General features: G+C 53.9%; 11 protein-coding genes. 3 read left to right on the forward strand and 8 right to left on the reverse strand.

What is annotated here, in order from left to right:
* The first annotated feature begins 527 nt into the window (after nt 1–527).
* Nucleotides 528–1,127 (forward strand): MerR family transcriptional regulator, encoded by a 600-nt coding sequence (locus AC0YN4_RS22915; protein ID WP_475836853.1) that lies wholly within the window; start codon nt 528–530, stop codon nt 1,125–1,127.
* Here AC0YN4_RS22915 and AC0YN4_RS22920 read toward each other — a convergent pair.
* From AC0YN4_RS22920 to pdaA, 7 genes are all read right to left on the reverse strand, one after another.
* Nucleotides 1,110–2,324, reverse strand: coding sequence for an MFS transporter (locus AC0YN4_RS22920; protein WP_475836854.1), 1,215 nt, complete (start codon nt 2,322–2,324; stop codon nt 1,110–1,112). The genes AC0YN4_RS22915 and AC0YN4_RS22920 overlap by 18 nt on opposite strands.
* On the reverse strand, nt 2,321–3,649 hold the full coding sequence (locus tag AC0YN4_RS22925; protein ID WP_475836855.1) for a D-arabinono-1,4-lactone oxidase: 1,329 nt from the start codon (nt 3,647–3,649) through the stop codon (nt 2,321–2,323). Before AC0YN4_RS22925 ends, AC0YN4_RS22920 begins: the two co-directional genes overlap by 4 nt.
* Nucleotides 3,646–4,836, reverse strand: coding sequence for an amino acid deaminase/aldolase (locus tag AC0YN4_RS22930; RefSeq protein WP_475836936.1), 1,191 nt, complete (start codon nt 4,834–4,836; stop codon nt 3,646–3,648). Before AC0YN4_RS22930 ends, AC0YN4_RS22925 begins: the two co-directional genes overlap by 4 nt.
* Nucleotides 4,837–4,863: 27 nt before the next feature.
* Nucleotides 4,864–6,237: an aldehyde dehydrogenase gene (locus AC0YN4_RS22935; protein WP_475836937.1), complete on the reverse strand. Its 1,374-nt coding sequence runs from the start codon at nt 6,235–6,237 to the stop codon at nt 4,864–4,866.
* A gap of 92 nt (nt 6,238–6,329) precedes the next feature.
* Nucleotides 6,330–7,382, reverse strand: coding sequence for a class I SAM-dependent methyltransferase (locus tag AC0YN4_RS22940; RefSeq protein WP_475836856.1), 1,053 nt, complete (start codon nt 7,380–7,382; stop codon nt 6,330–6,332).
* A gap of 100 nt (nt 7,383–7,482) precedes the next feature.
* Entirely contained in the window at nt 7,483–10,305 is a 2,823-nt protein-coding gene (locus tag AC0YN4_RS22945) for a response regulator (protein ID WP_475836857.1), read from the reverse strand.
* 174 nt (nt 10,306–10,479) lie between these two features.
* On the reverse strand, nt 10,480–11,295 hold the full coding sequence (gene pdaA / locus AC0YN4_RS22950; RefSeq protein ID WP_475782798.1) for a delta-lactam-biosynthetic de-N-acetylase: 816 nt from the start codon (nt 11,293–11,295) through the stop codon (nt 10,480–10,482).
* Nucleotides 11,296–11,481: 186 nt separating this feature from the next.
* On the opposite strand from pdaA, the gene AC0YN4_RS22955 reads away from it, so the two are divergent.
* Together AC0YN4_RS22955 and AC0YN4_RS22960 are read left to right on the forward strand one after the other, a co-directional pair.
* Nucleotides 11,482–12,090 (forward strand): DUF3238 domain-containing protein, encoded by a 609-nt coding sequence (locus AC0YN4_RS22955; RefSeq protein ID WP_475782799.1) that lies wholly within the window; start codon nt 11,482–11,484, stop codon nt 12,088–12,090.
* Nucleotides 12,091–12,110: 20 nt separating this feature from the next.
* Entirely contained in the window at nt 12,111–12,326 is a 216-nt protein-coding gene (locus tag AC0YN4_RS22960) for a hypothetical protein (RefSeq protein WP_475782800.1), read from the forward strand.
* Nucleotides 12,327–12,778: 452 nt separating this feature from the next.
* Here AC0YN4_RS22960 and AC0YN4_RS22965 read toward each other — a convergent pair whose 3' ends face one another.
* On the reverse strand, nt 12,779–15,913 hold the full coding sequence (locus tag AC0YN4_RS22965) for an alpha-mannosidase (RefSeq protein ID WP_475836858.1): 3,135 nt from the start codon (nt 15,911–15,913) through the stop codon (nt 12,779–12,781).
* Between the last annotated feature and the right edge of the window lie 3 nt (nt 15,914–15,916).

Consider the following 15,916-nt stretch of genomic DNA (forward strand, 5'->3'; position numbering starts at 1 on the left):
TCTTCTTTCGCCTAAAACTCGCACTTGTGCGGTACCTGCTACCTCTCTTTTACTCTTCTTACTGAAATACCACCAATGTGCGGTGCCTGCTACCTCTCTTTCATTCTTATCTTGCGCTCGTTTCACCGCTATCTGGCCAATCTGAGTCTCTTTTCGTCGAATTTAAATTTATGTAGTTTCGGGATCCTCTTTAATGGGGTTCGTTAATTTGCTGAGAGTTCGTTTTTCGCACTCTCAGCACCTTTTGCAGGGAGAGGGGGGTAGTTTATTTACTGAGAGTTCGCTCCTCGCATTCTCAGCTTCGGCGCTGCGTGGTTTCGCCGCCGGGCTCCATCTTCAAAGCTTCGCATCCGGTTTGAATCGGCCGAAAGCAACGAGAAACTTGACGAACAGCACCTGCCGCGAGAGCGCGAGATGCGCGTAAAACCACTTTGTTTAGCGAATGAGCACTTCCTTTGTCACCCTTGCAGGGAGTGGTTGCGAGAGCGCGAATTACCTATGCATTCCACCCGAACGGAGTGATAGGATTGGAACTTGTCAAAAGCAAGGATGCAGCTGAGTCGTTGAACGTCAGCCAAACCACGGTCAAACGCTGGGCTTCCCACTTCCCTCATTATTTTCAAAAGGATCGATTCGGCCATTATGTATTCTCGCGCAGTGACCTGTCGATGCTCGCTTATATCAAAGATTCGCTCGAACGCGGAGAAACGATGGATATGATCGTGTTACCTGAGCCCGAGCAGCAGCCGGAACACCATGCCGACGAACGGGCAAACCATTCCGATTCGCATCCCCTGCTGTCCGGCTACAACGAGCAGGTGGCCGCCGCATCAGAATCGCACGACTCCGAGCTTCACTGCCGCTTGGTGCTGGTTGAGCGCAGACTCGAACAGAAGGCCGACGAGGTTGTCGCCGCGCAAATATTGCAGCATCGCTCCGAGCTGGAGGAGCTGCGCAAGATGATTGATCACCTAAGCGCAGCCATCGAATATGCCAAGCAGCCTATTCCGCCCTTGAGCATACCCCCATACGCCGCCGAGACCGCGGCAGCCTTAGAATCGCCTGTTTCCGTCCCATCGCCCGCACGCAAACGCGGCTTGTTTCGCTCCTTATTTGTCTGGTTTTGATTTCCCCGGAAATAGGATTGCAAAGGGGAGAATAATGACCGTCACGACAGCGAGTGCTCCGATGGCCAGAACGCGTTCATCCAGCAGCAGCTGTACGAGCAGTGACAGCACAATGCCGCCTAAATTGCCGAACAAGAGCAGCAGCCCCGTAACAGCTCCGGCAGTGCGCGGCTCCGCTTTGGCCTCGGCAAACGAAAGCACTATAGGCAAGTCGGCGAGCAGCAGCAGTCCGGCCAAAGCCAGCAATGTCATAAACAGCCAGGTAGGCATCCCTGCCGCAAGGAACACAAGCAATACCGCGCTAACCGCGAGTGACAGCACAAGCACGTTTCGTGCACGATTCCCGCGCATTGCGAAGTCCGGCAGCACCGCCGCCCCGATAATACCAGCCGCCGTCATGAGTCCAAGGCCAGTTCCGACCTGCACCGAATCATAGCCGATGGCATCTGCCAATACTTCGAGCCATGTCGCCAGCGTAATGAAAATACCGAAGCCCGCAAACAGGAGCAAACTGAACAAACGAACCCACTGCTGCGACCAAAGTGCCCGCAAGGCGCGAAGCGCCGGCGCAGGCTCTGCATCAGTCGCCCCTTCATACAAGGGAGGCTTGCGAAGATTAACCAGCAGCGCAAGGCAAGCAGCTGCACTAATAATGGCCTGCGTCCACAGAACGGCAGGCATTCCGCCCCATTCCAGCAAGAATGGCACCGTCACATTGGATATCATGATGCCGACAAACAAGCTGGCCGTACCGGCTGCAATGGCAATTGGACGTTTGGGCGGTGCTGCATAGAGCACCGCCATTTTGTTCACCGCATTGAGCACAAGCGGCTGACCGACGGCGATGATGAACTGTCCGGCAAGCGCATACTCATATCCGGGCACAACCCGGATCAATGCGCCGGCGACAGTAAGTCCCGCTCCCCATGTGAGCGCGCCACGGAAACTGCGATCGGATGCAAAGCCAAACGGGATAGACAGCAGCACATAGACAAGCGGGAAAACGAGCGACAGCCACCCGACAGCATCGACAGATACGCCCCACTGCTCGGAGGCATCCGTCGTAATCGGCGTAAAAGTCACCCATAGCAGCTGAGTGACAGCCACCAATCCTGCATAAGCAGCGATAACGGACCAGCGCGAAGCTCCTTGCTTTTGCTCTTGCTCTTGATTCAAGCGATTATTATCCCCCATCATAGCGACAACTCCGGAACCCCGAACAGCTTCTCCAAGTAAGGGTTCAACAGAACGCGATCCGGATCATACTGTTCCCGCAGATTGACGAATGAGTTCCACATCGGATACAGCTCCTGCAGCTGCGATGCGCGAAGAGAGTGCATTTTGCCCCAATGCGGCCGCCCTCCATAACGCAGGAAGATCTTCTCCATCGCCGCAAAATAAGCCCCGTACGGCATCCCTTTATACATATGTACGGCAATATAAGCAGAATCCCGGCCATAGGCAGGGCTCAGCCAGATGTCATCGCCCTTGGCATAACGGCACTCAATCGGAAAATGAACCGCAAATTGCTCTTCTTCCATTACCGCACGCATCTCTGCGATGACAGCGGGCATCGCCTCCGCGGGCAGATTGTATTCCATCTCATTGAAACGCACGAGCCGCTTCGTCGCGAACAGACGATGGCTGTACGACACCTTGCTAAACAGAGGGAACTGCGCCGCAGAGAATCGGCTTACGGGCCTGCACAGCTTCGGAACCTGTCGGCACATTCCGGATAACAAACCGAATACGCCATTCTCCAGCACCACGTCGCTGATATAATCGCCTACCCGCCTCGGAGTGACGGGCTCGGTCGTTTCATTCATGATTTTGAGCTGACACGATTCCGCGTAGGGAAACCAATACATCTCGAAGTGACGGTGCGAGTCCGCAAGCGTTGTCAGCTGCGTCAAACTTTCCGTGAGCTTCGTCCGCTTGCTCTCGTAGCGCATTCTGAATGCAGATCGGAGTCTCAGCTTCACCTGTACCAATACGCCGAGTGCGCCTAGCGATACTTGCATGCCTCGAAACGTCTCCGGATGAGAATCCAACGAGCACTCGACTACCTCACCGCTCCCGGTTACAAACGTCAGTCCAATCACCTGTGTCGCAATATTGCCGAACTCCCGGCCTGTGCCATGCGTGCCGGTGCTTATTGCACCCGCAATGGACTGGACGTCAATATCACCGAGATTCTCCTGCGCTAACCCTTGCTGAAACAGCAACTCCCCTAGCAGCTTCAGCTTCGTACCGGCCCAGACCGTGGCGGTTTCTGCTTCGGCATCGACTTCAACCAAACCTTGCATGCGGTCAAGGGAGACAAGCACATCACCGGAAGCCGCGATTGGCGTAAACGAATGCCCCGTTCCGACAACCCGGAGTTTCCTCCCCTCTCGCCTGCACATCCGTACAATTTCGACGACTTCTTCTATGGATTCGGGATATAGAACCATACTCGGTGTGGCCTGTACGGAGCCTGACCAATTCGACCACGCTACCCGCATTGCCGCATGTCCATTCATACAAAACAAGCCCCCATTCCGCGATAGGTTGCATATTCACCGATGATTTGCCCATTGGATACGGCAACCAGCTGCAAGAAGCGCTCGCACAGTTCTCCTGCTTTGGCGTGGCGGAAGAAGACAGGATCGCCTAGCGACAGCGTCAGCCCCCTCTTCACGCGCAGAGGTGTCTGCACCTCGCCTGCCCCCTCCAGCGGTAACAGCTCCAGCCCTTCCGGGAGATACACCTGCGCTTGTTTCTCGATCCCTACCGCCCCGGAGGCTGTATAACCGCCGCCCATACAGGTGACGATATCCGGCCTTGGGCAGCGGACAATCTCCACCGCATACCCTGCCGCAGGCTCATAGCGAAACCCGCTGTACGCGTCAAACAAGCCCGGCGCATAGAACCCGGAGCCTGCCGTTATCTCCGTCACGCAAGCTTCCAGACGCGAGCTGTCCATGCTGCCCGTGCCCCCGGCATTCACGAAACGAAGCCCCGCAACGCCGATCGCTTCGAGGCCCTCCACGACTTCGCGTCGCCGTTTCGCCACTTCGGCGATCGAGCGTTTCTTCAGCCAGCGGATCACGCTGTTCTTCAGAGGCTTGCCTGGCACATTATCGCCAAGACCGGCAACCTGCGCCTCGTAGCCCATAATGCCGTCCAGCTTAAGCCACGGTGATGCGACGATAAGCTCCGCAACGGGGCGCACTTGCTCCCAGCTCGATAATGGCGAACGCCAGACGCCAAAATGCAATCCCGGATAATCGGCCGACATATCGATATCCACGCATAACGGCACGACAATTGCCTGTTCTGCGGCAATGCTCTCCAAGTGCTGCACATGTTCGGCACAGTCGACCATGAATGTAATGGAGCGCCCTTCCCCGATGGACCTAACCAGCTCGGCAATCCGATCCGGCTGCCACTGCGGGTAGCCAAGCAGCAGATCATCGAATCCTTCGCGAATGAGCATCGCTGCTTCGTCGGCGGTATAACACATGATCCCTTGATATACCGGACTGCTGGCCAGAATGCGCCGCATGACCTCCGGGCAGCGGATCGATTTGCTCGCGATCCGTACCTTCTTGCTTCCCGCAGCCTGCGCAATAGCCGCGATGTTGCGGTCCAGCCTATCCAAATCCACGAATGCAAACGGCATCGGCAGACCCTCAAAAACCGTTTTGTAATACGCATAGGTATCCATCATAGTCGTCTGCACATCCTCTTTCGGCTACGGCTTCATTAGCATGCGAATAAACTTGAGTCCATTCTTGGCAGACGGGTAACGGAATGGAAAATCAAACAACGTGGTCTGCTTCAGCACACTCTTCTTATGGGAGAACGTGAGGAAGCTTTGTTCGCCGTGATAGCTGCCCGTTCCACTGTGACCTACCCCGCCAAACGGCAAATACGGAGTTCCGATATGCAGCAGCGTATCGTTAATACAGCCGCCCCCGAAGGAGACAGTTTCCGTAAACAGCTGCTGCACCGCTTGATCCTTGCTGAAAATATACAAGGCCAGCGGCTTGGGCCGCGCATTCACAATCGCTATCACCTCGCGCGGGTCCTCATAAGTGAACACCGGCAGAATCGGACCGAAGATCTCTTCCTGCATAATAGGGGAGTCCCACGACACGTCTTCAAGCACAGTCGGTGCGATGCGCAGCTTCTCGTCGTCCGCTCCTCCACCGATGGCAGCCGTGCCATCTTTCAGGAACCCGCGAAGACGATCATAGTGGCGGCGAGAGACGATCGCGCCATAGTCCGGGTGCTCCAAAGGCGTCTCGCCATAGAATGCCGTCACCGATTGGTGGATGGCGGCAAGCAGCTCATCTTTGACGCTGTGATGCACAAGCAGATAATCAGGCGCGAGGCAGGTTTGCCCGCTATTGAGAAATTTGCCGAAGGCAATCCGTCTGGCCGCAAGCGCAATTGACGCATCATGATGGACGATGCACGGCGACTTGCCTCCGAGCTCTAACGTGACGGCAGTCAGATGCTTCGCTGCCGCAGCCATCACGGACTTGCCAACCTCTACCCCGCCGGTGAAGAAGATATGATCGAAAGGCAGCTCCAGCAATGCCTGACTCGTCTCTACCCCGCCTTGGATGACGGCAATATACTCGGGCCGGAAGCTGCCTTCGATAATAGCTGCGATTACTTCCGTCGTTGCGAGCGATAGCTCGGATGGTTTCAGTACAGCGGTATTGCCCGCGGCGATGGCACCGATTAGCGGAACTAAGGTGAGATTAAAAGGATAATTCCAAGGGGCAATGATGAGCGATCCACCGAGCGGCTCCGGCATCACGTAACCTCGGCTGCCAAGATGCGTAGACGGCGTCTTGACCCGCTTCGGCTTCATCCATTTCTTCAGATGTTTAATCGCGAAGTTGATCTCGGTGTAGAAGGGGCCGATCTCCAGTGTGTACGCTTCATGCTCGCTCTTATTTAGATCCGTGTGGAGCGCCGCGATAATCGCGGCCTCACGCTCCACCACGGCTTGTTTCAATTTCCGCAGCTGCTCTATTCGAAACGCATAACCTCGGCTTTCGCCCGTCTGAAACCAGACTTGCTGCCGTTTCAACAATTCCTCGAAGGAAGCCATGATATCCCTGCTCTCCCGGTGAGCCGGACGAAGCCGGCCCTCCGAATGTAAGTGCTTACACAAATTCGTAACAAAGAAGCCTATGCCTCCGATTAGCGTACCTGGGCAATGACCGCATTGTGCGCCTTGATATAGCCATGGCGAATGATGTCGAAGCCATTTTCGTAAATATATAAGCCCATCTGCTCCACCGTCATCAGCTCGCGATACGTGTGATTCATGATATCGGCCATAATGACGTAGAACAGCCTGCTCTTCCACTGATTGCGTGGTGTCGTGAAGATCGCATAGCCGCCGTCCTTGAGGAATCTGCGATGCCAATCGACAACCTCCGGTTTGTAGGTGTCCGGGAAATGCTCCAGCAAGCCGACCGAGAGCACAATATCAAACGTCTTGCCAAACGATAGATGACGAACATCATCGACCACGTATTCGATATTGAAGTCGGGCTTATAATACACCTTCGGCCCGCCTGTAGATGAGCTTGAGCCCAGAAACGGATACGAATCGGGAAACTCTCCGTGACGTACGGTTTTGCAATACGCGTCATAGTCGACCAGCACAACCTCGGCACCCGGATACAGCGCCGCAAGCTGCATCGCCTCATAGCCTTCCGCAGCACCAAGAAACAGAATGCGCGGACGCACCACATTCAGACCTTCAAACAAGGATCGTTTACCGCGCGGGTCCCATACACCGTCTTGCACACGGTGCACATAATTCCAAAAATGAATGCGGGCCACATCGCCAAGCGCAGCACGAATTTCGGAGGGCTTGAACGTTGCGAGACTCTTCATGAACGCAGACTGCTCGCTGCTGATTTCCTTCGGGATGTCCTTGTCGAACCACTCATGAAAGGCTTTGTTAAAATAGGTCCACGATGTCTTCGCATCCATCGCCTTCTCATGCTCCTGCTCCCACTGCTTACGGGTTTCCGACATTGTCCGCACCTCGTAAGGCTTGCCTACCCGCTCCCAGGTCAGCTGCGACCAATCCTGCACCGTATTCACTCGAATAAACTTCTCGTATGCCTTGTCTTTGTGCGGACGAAGGTCAACCCGGTAGGAAGGCGTAAGCTCCGTCAAGCCAAGCTGCTGCTCCGAGTAGGGCTGCGCTAAGCGGGAAGCATTCTTTGCTACATTCATTCCTTACTCACCTCGCTCCGTGTAATGACCAGCTATACAACAAATTATATCATCCGCAACCAATCTGTAGTGGTAAATTATTCCCGGTTTCCGCACCCTGCTAGGCTATTCTCTGCAAAGATTGCAGCAGCACCGTGTAAATCAGAGCCGGATCAAACGGTTTGGTCAAATAATAGTCCATACCCGCTTCGAGTACTTCTTCCTGCACACCTTTCATCGCATCCGCGGTCATCGCAATAATTGGCGTTTGCTTCGCATGCTCGATCTGGCGGATCAGTTTGGTTGCCTCGTACCCATCCATAATCGGCATCTGCAAATCCATCAGAATAACGTCGTATCGCTTGCCGTGTACGCTGTTCACCGCTTCCTCACCGTTATCTACAACATCGATGAGCATGCCCATTCCCTTGAGCAGCTCCATCGCTACAAGCTGATTAATCGCATTATCCTCCACAAGCAGCACGGAAGCACCGCGAAGCAGCGCGTATTTCTCAGCATTCTCCGCATTATCCGTCTCGAGGGGCTTAACGCCGGCTTGCGGCTTCATCAGCGAAATGACTTCATCGAACAGATGCGACTGGCTAATCGGATAGAAGAACACCTTCTCGATTGCCGGAGAAGGTACGCCTCTTTGCAGCTCCATTTCGTGATAGGCGCTCGTAAGCACAATAGACTGCGATTTGTCCGGCAGATCTCGTTTGATCCGCTCCGCAAGCTGCACCGCATCTCCGGCCTGCAGCTTCCAATCCACCATAATTAAGTCATACCGGTTATGCATCGAGATGTTATAGATCGCTTCTTGCTCCGATGCCGCCAAGCTGACAATAAACTTAAACTGCTCCAGCTGATTGCGCAGCACCTGCTGCATCTCCGGATTATCGCAAATGAGCAGCACGCGCAGAAACTTCATGTCCAGCTCCATTCCTTGCCGCATGACCGGTGCATCCGTGCTTCTGAATTCCGCCATGAAGGAGAGGCAGCTGCCTACGCCGGGCGTGCTTTCCACCTCAAGCTTACCGTTCATTAACTCCACGAATTTCTGACTGATAACGAGCCCTAATCCTGTCCCGCCGTATCGCCGCGTCGTCGACATGTCTGCCTGCGTGAAGTTATGGAACAGCTTCTTCTGCTCCTCGGCGCTGATGCCGATGCCGGTATCTCTCACTGCAAAATGAAGCGTGACATCGTGCTCATCGCTCTTCACATAATCGATGGCAATCGCAATTTCCCCTTGATGCGTGAATTTCACCGCATTGTTAACGAGGTTAAGCAGGACCTGCTTGAGGCGCAGCGGATCGCCGCTCAGCATTTGCGGTACACGGTGATCAATCGCGAAATGCAGCTTGAGCTCCTTCTCGTACGCTTTAACCGCCACAATATTGGAGAGATCATGAATGACCTCGTACAGGTCAAAAGCAATCTGCTCGAGCATAATTTTGTTCGCTTCGATTTTCGAGAAATCCAGAATGTCGTCAATGATATTGAGCAAGCTTCTCGTCGATAGAATCGATTTGTTGACATAGTCCTTCTGTCTGTCCGAGAGCTCCGTCTTCTGCAGTAAATAATTAAGTCCCAGAATCGCATTGATCGGCGTTCGTATCTCATGGCTCATCTGCGCCAGGAACTGGCTCTTCGCTTTGTTCGCCCCATCGGCTTCGCGTTTGAGCTTCCAGTCGGTCAAGTCATGGAAGGTGACCTTGATCCGCAGCTTCCCTTTCACAGTCATAGGCAGAATCGTGACGGAGAAGCTTCTGGGGGATTGGCCCTCGAAGTAAAGATCCAGCTCGAAGCGGTGCATCTCTTTCGTTTCTACGCCTTCACGGAAATACCGCTCCCACTCTTCCTCTTTGCCGATGCGCACCAAATCCGTCAGCCGTTTGCCCTCGATTCCTTCCATATTCAGATCCAGCATCTGTGCCAGCTTCGCGTTAACCGACAGAATCGTCCCATCGCTATTGAACGCAATGAAGATATCGTTCGAATTCTCTACGATGGTCCGGTATCGTTCCTCGCTCTCGAGCAGATCATCTTCCGCTTGCTTCCAATTCGTAATATCAGTGCTGGAGAGAATGATCTCCGTGACTTGTCCATCCTTAAAGATCGGCTGCACGATGTTAAACGTCCGAAACTCGTTAAAGCCGGACTCATATCTGACTTCCTCGCCTCTAAACGCACGATCGTAAATGGCTGAGACCAGTTCAACATGCTCTTGGGTCAACCCTTCCAAATCATTTGGCCGTTTGCCCGTTATCTCGCTGCTATTCCAGCCTTGTTTGAGCAGCAGCTGTCCTTCAATTAAGGAATAGCGGTAATCGCCGTGACTGTCCCGAATGATCTTCGCCGTCATCCCGGATTGGAGGTGCAGCAGCCGATGCAGCTCTTCGCTTGCGCGGAGATTCTTCTGCTCGAGCTCACTCGCACGGATGATGTAGGATCGGAAATAAATCATCGCGTAACAGCCCAGTGTATTCGTCGTGCTGAGAATCAACAGGATCTTAACCGGAATTTGAATCATCTGCGTTCCGATGATCAGGAAAGCAATTCCGCTGAACAGCGTGACATACACCCACTGACGGAAGTGGCCTTTGACGCGCAGCATGATGAATCCGGCCCCGCCTACATAAACCAGCATCGTCACGATTGCCGTAATGGTGCCGATCCCGAACGGTGATACCGTCATCCGATATAACATGACTAATGCTCCCGCTATCGCCGCAGCCCAGAACCCTCCGAAATATGTCGCCATCAACACCGGAACATAACGTAAATCGATGACAATGCTATCGCTTAGCCGGACGCCGTAGTAGACCAGAATACAGCCAAGAACCCCTTGCACGAGGCCTAATTTAAGGATTTCTTTCCACTTGCTATATTTTCTGTTAGTTGCAAACAGCCTGCTGGAGAAGAAAGTGATCATGGTCATGAATGCTGCGTTAACAACCAAATCTTTTATCATTAATGCTCACCTTCCCGCTGTGAATGTCATAGGTATCGTTATCCATTATTCGACATAATTCGCCAATTTCCTCTGCTTGTCGACAAATAAAAGAGAGATGCCGGATCAGCACCTCTCTTCATATTCGCCTCTTGTATACAGTTAATAAGTCTTGGTTTCCAGCTCATTAAGCGGTTTAAAGGTGTAGCCTTGCTGCCTTGCCGCATCGATGATTTGAGGGAGCGCCTCAGTATTGTCTTTGGACACGCTGTGCAGCAGGATGACCGCTCCCGGGTGAAGCTGCTTCATTACATTGTCGTAGGCGTAACGCCAGCCGCGCTGAGCATTAGGCTCCCAATCCCTGTAGGCGACCGACCAGAACACACTCGTATACCCTTGCTCCTTGCTGACGGCAAGTACCCGACTATTGAAAATCCCCCGAGGCGGTCGAAGGAACTGCATCTCCTGCTGTCCGGTCAGCTCCGTTACGGCCGTCTTCACTTTCGCGAGCTCCGTTTGAATCTGCGTGCTTGGAATGACACTCATATCCGGGTGGCTCCAGGAGTGGTTGCCAATCAGATGGCCCTCTGCGGCCATCCGTTTTACCAGTTCGGGCTTGTCCTTGACGTAATGACCGGTTACGAAAAAGATGGCCGGTACGCCCTTCTCCTTCAACACATCCAGAATGCGGCTTGTGAAGCCATTCTCGTAGCCGTTATCGAAGGTCAGATACAGCTCTCTTTGTTTCGTATCGCCAAGGAAGATCGCTCCATGCTGCTCCAGAATCTGCTGAAAGCCTTCTTCTCTGATCGAGGGCAGCGTGCCGCCGACGCTCTTCTTAAATCCAAAATGATAGGGCCCTCCCGGCGCACCAATCGTTTCCGATGCCATCGCTGTTCCTGCAACGGATAACATAAGGACAAGCGACGCCAACAGAGAAAGCCAAGCTTGTGGGCGAAGACGGTTTGGTTTGTACATGATGTTCGATGCTCACCACTTTCTTCTCGCATGTTGCCTGCTGCATGTTGGAATTGGAACCATACAGAAGTTACTGTATCCTGTAATGCTGGAAGTTATGTGAATTTTTCGGACAAGCTGCAAGGTCTTGGTCATATCTATGCTAAAATAAGCGGAGTAAATGCCGACTGTGAGGAGAAATCGACAATGACTGCTGCAATTGTGAAAATAAGAGGAAGTGTATTTATCGGCGGCTTGCAGTGGCTCCCTGCCATGACCGACCCCGAAACCGGGCTGATCCATGAATATGCTGGCGATGCGCGGGAATTCACGCCTCATGCTGTGAATACAGGGCGATCTCGCGTGGAGCAAGAGGTGGTCGTTGATTTCGTGAAGCGCAAGCTGTTCACGTTCGCGAATACGGGCTCGACTACGCTGCGAGTGACTAAGCCGGGCGGGATATCGGAGTTTAAGCAAGGCAAGGCATCTGCCGATGGCGTAATCGTTTCGAATGAAACATGGGACGCTTCCTCGGTTTCCTTCATCATGAGCGCGACTGCCGCCAATCCGCTGCGTCCAGCTGCTCCGGCTGTAGATTATGAGCTCCAAGTGACCGTTCATGAAGAATCCGGTCACGTCGAAGTGAAGGGCAGACATGACGGTTTCCCTTGCTTCGAGTTTTATAAGCAGGTTGATTTTGGCGATTTCGAGCTGCTCTACAGCCACGATTTCCGCGTTACGGGCGATACCCCTGCCGCAATGGCCGGAGACATGGAATATCAGTTCGAGCGCATGCTCACTAGCACGGAAAGCTAAGGAAGGAAGGAGGGACTTTCATGGCCTTGTACCGCCGTCTCCAGACGGATGCCGATTTCACTGAGGCGATGGAGCGCCAGTTCAAGCTTCGCGTCTATAAGGACGACCATATCGTCGACTCCGGCGGCATCATTATCCGCTTCGATGACACGATCGTCGTCAGTCAATCCAGCGTCAGCGACGTCGCTTACCACGACCGCAACGCATGTGAGTTCTTCGAAATTCGCAGAAGGTAGCCCAGTCGTCGCTAGTAGGAGTGCGTACGCTCACACGGGAAGAAAAGCTTCATTGCCTTGTTGGCAGTACTCGAATCGGTCGGGTTCGACCTGTTGAGTTGAAATGTTGCCTTTTGTGAGCAACATTCGGTTAGGTACGACCTCTTGAGTTGAAATGTTGCCTTTCGTGCAACACTTCTTCTGTAAATGAGCTCGATCAGCGGAATTGTTGACTTTATTGCAACATTTTCTTCGCTTTGCGCCGCTTGACCGCCAATTAGCTTTGAAATGCTGCCTTTTGTGCAACATTTGATCGTTTTCGACCATTCACGGGTTGAAATGTTGCCTTTCGTGCAACACTTCTTCTGTAAATGAGCTCGATTAGCGGAATAGGTTCGACCTCTGGAGGCTTCACACACAAAGAGCTGTCCCCTAAGTGACAAGTTGCACTTTGGGGACAGCTCTTCTTTGCCCTATTCGAATCGAATCGTTTGGATCTCGTATGGCTTAAACGACAATGTCAGTACGCCGTCTGCACCGATGCTGCATGGTTCCAGCTCATCCTCAAGCAAATTCACGATGCTCGCCCGCTTCGTACCTGCCGGCAGCTGCACCTTCACTTGATCACGGCTTCCCGTCGATTCATAGAAGCGGAGAATGGTTCCTTCGCCGCGTTCTGTCGGTTTGACGGTATCCAGCAAGACCGTGCGGCTGTCCAGCTTCAGCATCGAGTGGGATGCCGGCAAGGCATTTGCCGATGCGTTGCTATCCGGAAGACGGAGGGCAATCGCCGGATGGTTCAATTCCGCTGCCCTGCGCACAACCTCAGCCTGACGCCAGTCCTGCTCGTGCGGGAACAAGGAATACGTGAACTCATGCTCGCCCAGATCAGCCGTATTATCCGGCCATTTCGGAGCGCGCAGCAAGGATAGACGCAGCACACCGTCTTTCACGTCGTAGCCGTATTTGCAATCGTTCAGCAGGCTGACGCCGTAGCCGCCTTCCGATAAATCCGCCCAGCGATGGCCGCAGACTTCGAATTGCGCCTGCTCCCAGCTCGTATTGCGGTGTGTCGGACGCTCCATAGCGCCAAACGGAATTTCATAAGTTGCCTTCGTGCTCAAGACATCCACCGGGAATGCAACCTTCAGCAATTTATGGCTCTCATTCCACCGCACGCGCGTCTTGAAATCAACACGCTTCTGATGATGGTACAGCATGAGATCCTGCTCAATCACCGATTCGCCCAATCGCCACTCGAAACGAATGACGTCAAGCGCTTCGCCGGAGAGCACAAGCCGCTTCGAAATCAGCTCCGCTTCGCCCGCTCTGTATTGCTCAAACTTTGGATCGATGTCCCACGCGTCCCAGTATAACGGTCTGTCGTGGAAGAACTGCAGCTCATTCGCTTTCGCACCTTTTGGCAATAGCTCACGATTCGCCGCTTTGTCGAGCCAGCGGACGATTTCCCCGCGCTCATTAAATGCCAGCTTATAGTGAACGGTTTCCCACTCGTCCAGGGAACCGCCTTCGGCAGCTGCGGCTCGGCTCACCTGACGCCGCTTCGCCTCATCCCCTTTGGGCTCCCGCAGCCAGATCGTTGTGTAGCCGAAAGCCGGGATAGCGGAGACGGCAATCGACAACGCAAATTTGCCGCACTCCAGCTCAATCCGATCGCACGGCAGGCGATTGCCTTCACCATCAAATGCACAAACGCCTACTTGATGAGCGCCGACTTCAAGAACGACCGTTTCATCGCGCTCCCAACCAAGACTATTAAACACGGCGTATGGCGAGCCTTCGCCGACAGCGCCAATCTCTCCGGCGACGGTAAGCATCGCTTGCGAGAGCCCTTGGTTGCCCAGCTCAAAGATTCGCTCGTATTCCGCAGCTGACGTGACATACGTTTCCGTAATCGCGGTACCCGGAATAATGTCATGGAACTGGTTAAGCATCATCAGTTTCCAGCCTTCGGCAAGCGCCTCCGTATCACCGCCGACACCCGTATATGCACGAGCCAGCGAGCTCCAAATCTCCGCTTCGCGGTACAGCACTTCCGCTTTACGGTTGCTTCTCTTATTGCGGCCATGCGTCGTCAAGGTGCCGCGATGCAGCTCCAGATACAAGTCCCCATGCCACTCCGGCAAGGTGTGCGAGACTTGCTCCACGGATTCGAAGAAGGCAGCCGCCGTGCTGAAGCTGCTTGTCGGAAGACCCGGCATCAGCGAGCCGCGCTTTGCGAACTCAATCATTTCGCGCGTTACCCCGCCGCCTCCGTCACCATGTCCGTACAGCAGCATCAGCTCGTTCAGCTTGTCCTTCTGACGATACTCTCTCCAGTGTTCCTCAACGTCTTTGGGTCTCGTGTGCTCATTAATGCCATGGTTCAAGTAAGAGACAATGGCAGTCCCGTCGATGCCGACCCATTGGAACAGCTCATGCGGGAACTTATTCGTATCGTTCCAATTCAGCTTCGTCGTCATGAAATAATCGACGCCTGCCAGCTTCAGCAGCTGAGGCAGCGACGCGCAATAACCGAACGTGTCCGGCAGCCATTCAATCGCCGAGCTCTTGTTAAACTCATCGCGGTAGAAGAGCTGACCATACAGCATTTGGCGAACGAGCGACTCCCCGCTTGGGATGTTAAGATCCGGTTCGACCCACATACCCCCGACGAGCTCCCAGCGGTCGTCTGCTATGGCTTGTTTGATTTTGGCATAGAGGGCCGGATCATGCTCCTTCACAAACGCATACAGGAGCGGCTGGCTCTGGGAGTAGATGAACTCCGGGTATTCCTCCATCAGCGACGTCATTGTCGAGAACGTACGGCTCGCTTTGCGCACCGTCTCCCGAACAGGCCACAGCCACGCGATATCGATATGGGATTGTCCGACCAGATGCATCTTGCCCTGCGACGCGTTCGCCGGGAATTGCTCACCGATAAGGTCGCGAAGTCCCTTCTCAATGGCAGCAAGCAGCTCCGGGCTATGCCAGCTATCCTCCGGCAATTGCTCCGCTTCTTTCATGGTCCCATACAGCGCGTCAAGCATCTGCTGGCGGCTGTAGTCCTGCTCCGGCAGCATGCGCATCGTCTCGTAGACGGCTTGAACACTGTAGAGCAAGCTCTGCGCCGCCTTATTCACGCGAACCAGCTTCACCTCATAATTCGTTACCGGCGATACCACAGGAGCTTGGTTGTTCAGTGGATCAACCGGCTCCGGAATGGGATCAAACAATTCAATCTCAAGGAGCGGCTCACGGCCCGCACCTTTGAGGTAGAGTGGAACGAAATCATGATTGCGATCCAGACCCTGATAAGACGCACCGTTCACGCGCAGCAGTCCCTCGCCGCCACCGCTCATCGTCAAACCGGCCGTTCCATTCTCCCAATGATCAGGAATCGAGATCTGCTTCTTCAGAAAATAAGTAATGCCATGCTTCCCGTCCAGACGTGTGTCCTTCAGGATACTTGGCTCCCCGCCGGGAAGCGTCTCATATTCGCCCGGCAAGCCGTAGCGAACCTTTCTGATCTCCCAATCCAGCAAAGTCGTCGCCTCTGCCCATTGACGCTCCGACAGGTTACGAATAAAACGATGAATGCGATACATTCC

The organism is Paenibacillus sp. J22R3 (genome assembly GCF_056269305.1).

Coding starts and splice junctions, on each gene's coding strand:
- AC0YN4_RS22920 (WP_475836854.1), bottom strand. CDS start 2,324: ATGATGGGGGATAATAATCGCTTGAATCAAGAGCAAGAGCAAAAGCAA.
- AC0YN4_RS22925 (WP_475836855.1), bottom strand. CDS start 3,649: ATGAATGGACATGCGGCAATGCGGGTAGCGTGGTCGAATTGGTCAGGC.
- AC0YN4_RS22930 (WP_475836936.1), bottom strand. CDS start 4,836: ATGGATACCTATGCGTATTACAAAACGGTTTTTGAGGGTCTGCCGATG.
- AC0YN4_RS22935 (WP_475836937.1), bottom strand. CDS start 6,237: ATGGCTTCCTTCGAGGAATTGTTGAAACGGCAGCAAGTCTGGTTTCAG.
- AC0YN4_RS22940 (WP_475836856.1), bottom strand. CDS start 7,382: ATGAATGTAGCAAAGAATGCTTCCCGCTTAGCGCAGCCCTACTCGGAG.
- AC0YN4_RS22945 (WP_475836857.1), bottom strand. CDS start 10,305: ATGACCATGATCACTTTCTTCTCCAGCAGGCTGTTTGCAACTAACAGA.
- pdaA (WP_475782798.1), bottom strand. CDS start 11,295: ATGTACAAACCAAACCGTCTTCGCCCACAAGCTTGGCTTTCTCTGTTG.
- AC0YN4_RS22955 (WP_475782799.1), top strand. CDS start 11,482: ATGACTGCTGCAATTGTGAAAATAAGAGGAAGTGTATTTATCGGCGGC.
- AC0YN4_RS22960 (WP_475782800.1), top strand. CDS start 12,111: ATGGCCTTGTACCGCCGTCTCCAGACGGATGCCGATTTCACTGAGGCG.
- AC0YN4_RS22965 (WP_475836858.1), bottom strand. CDS start 15,913: ATGTATCGCATTCATCGTTTTATTCGTAACCTGTCGGAGCGTCAATGG.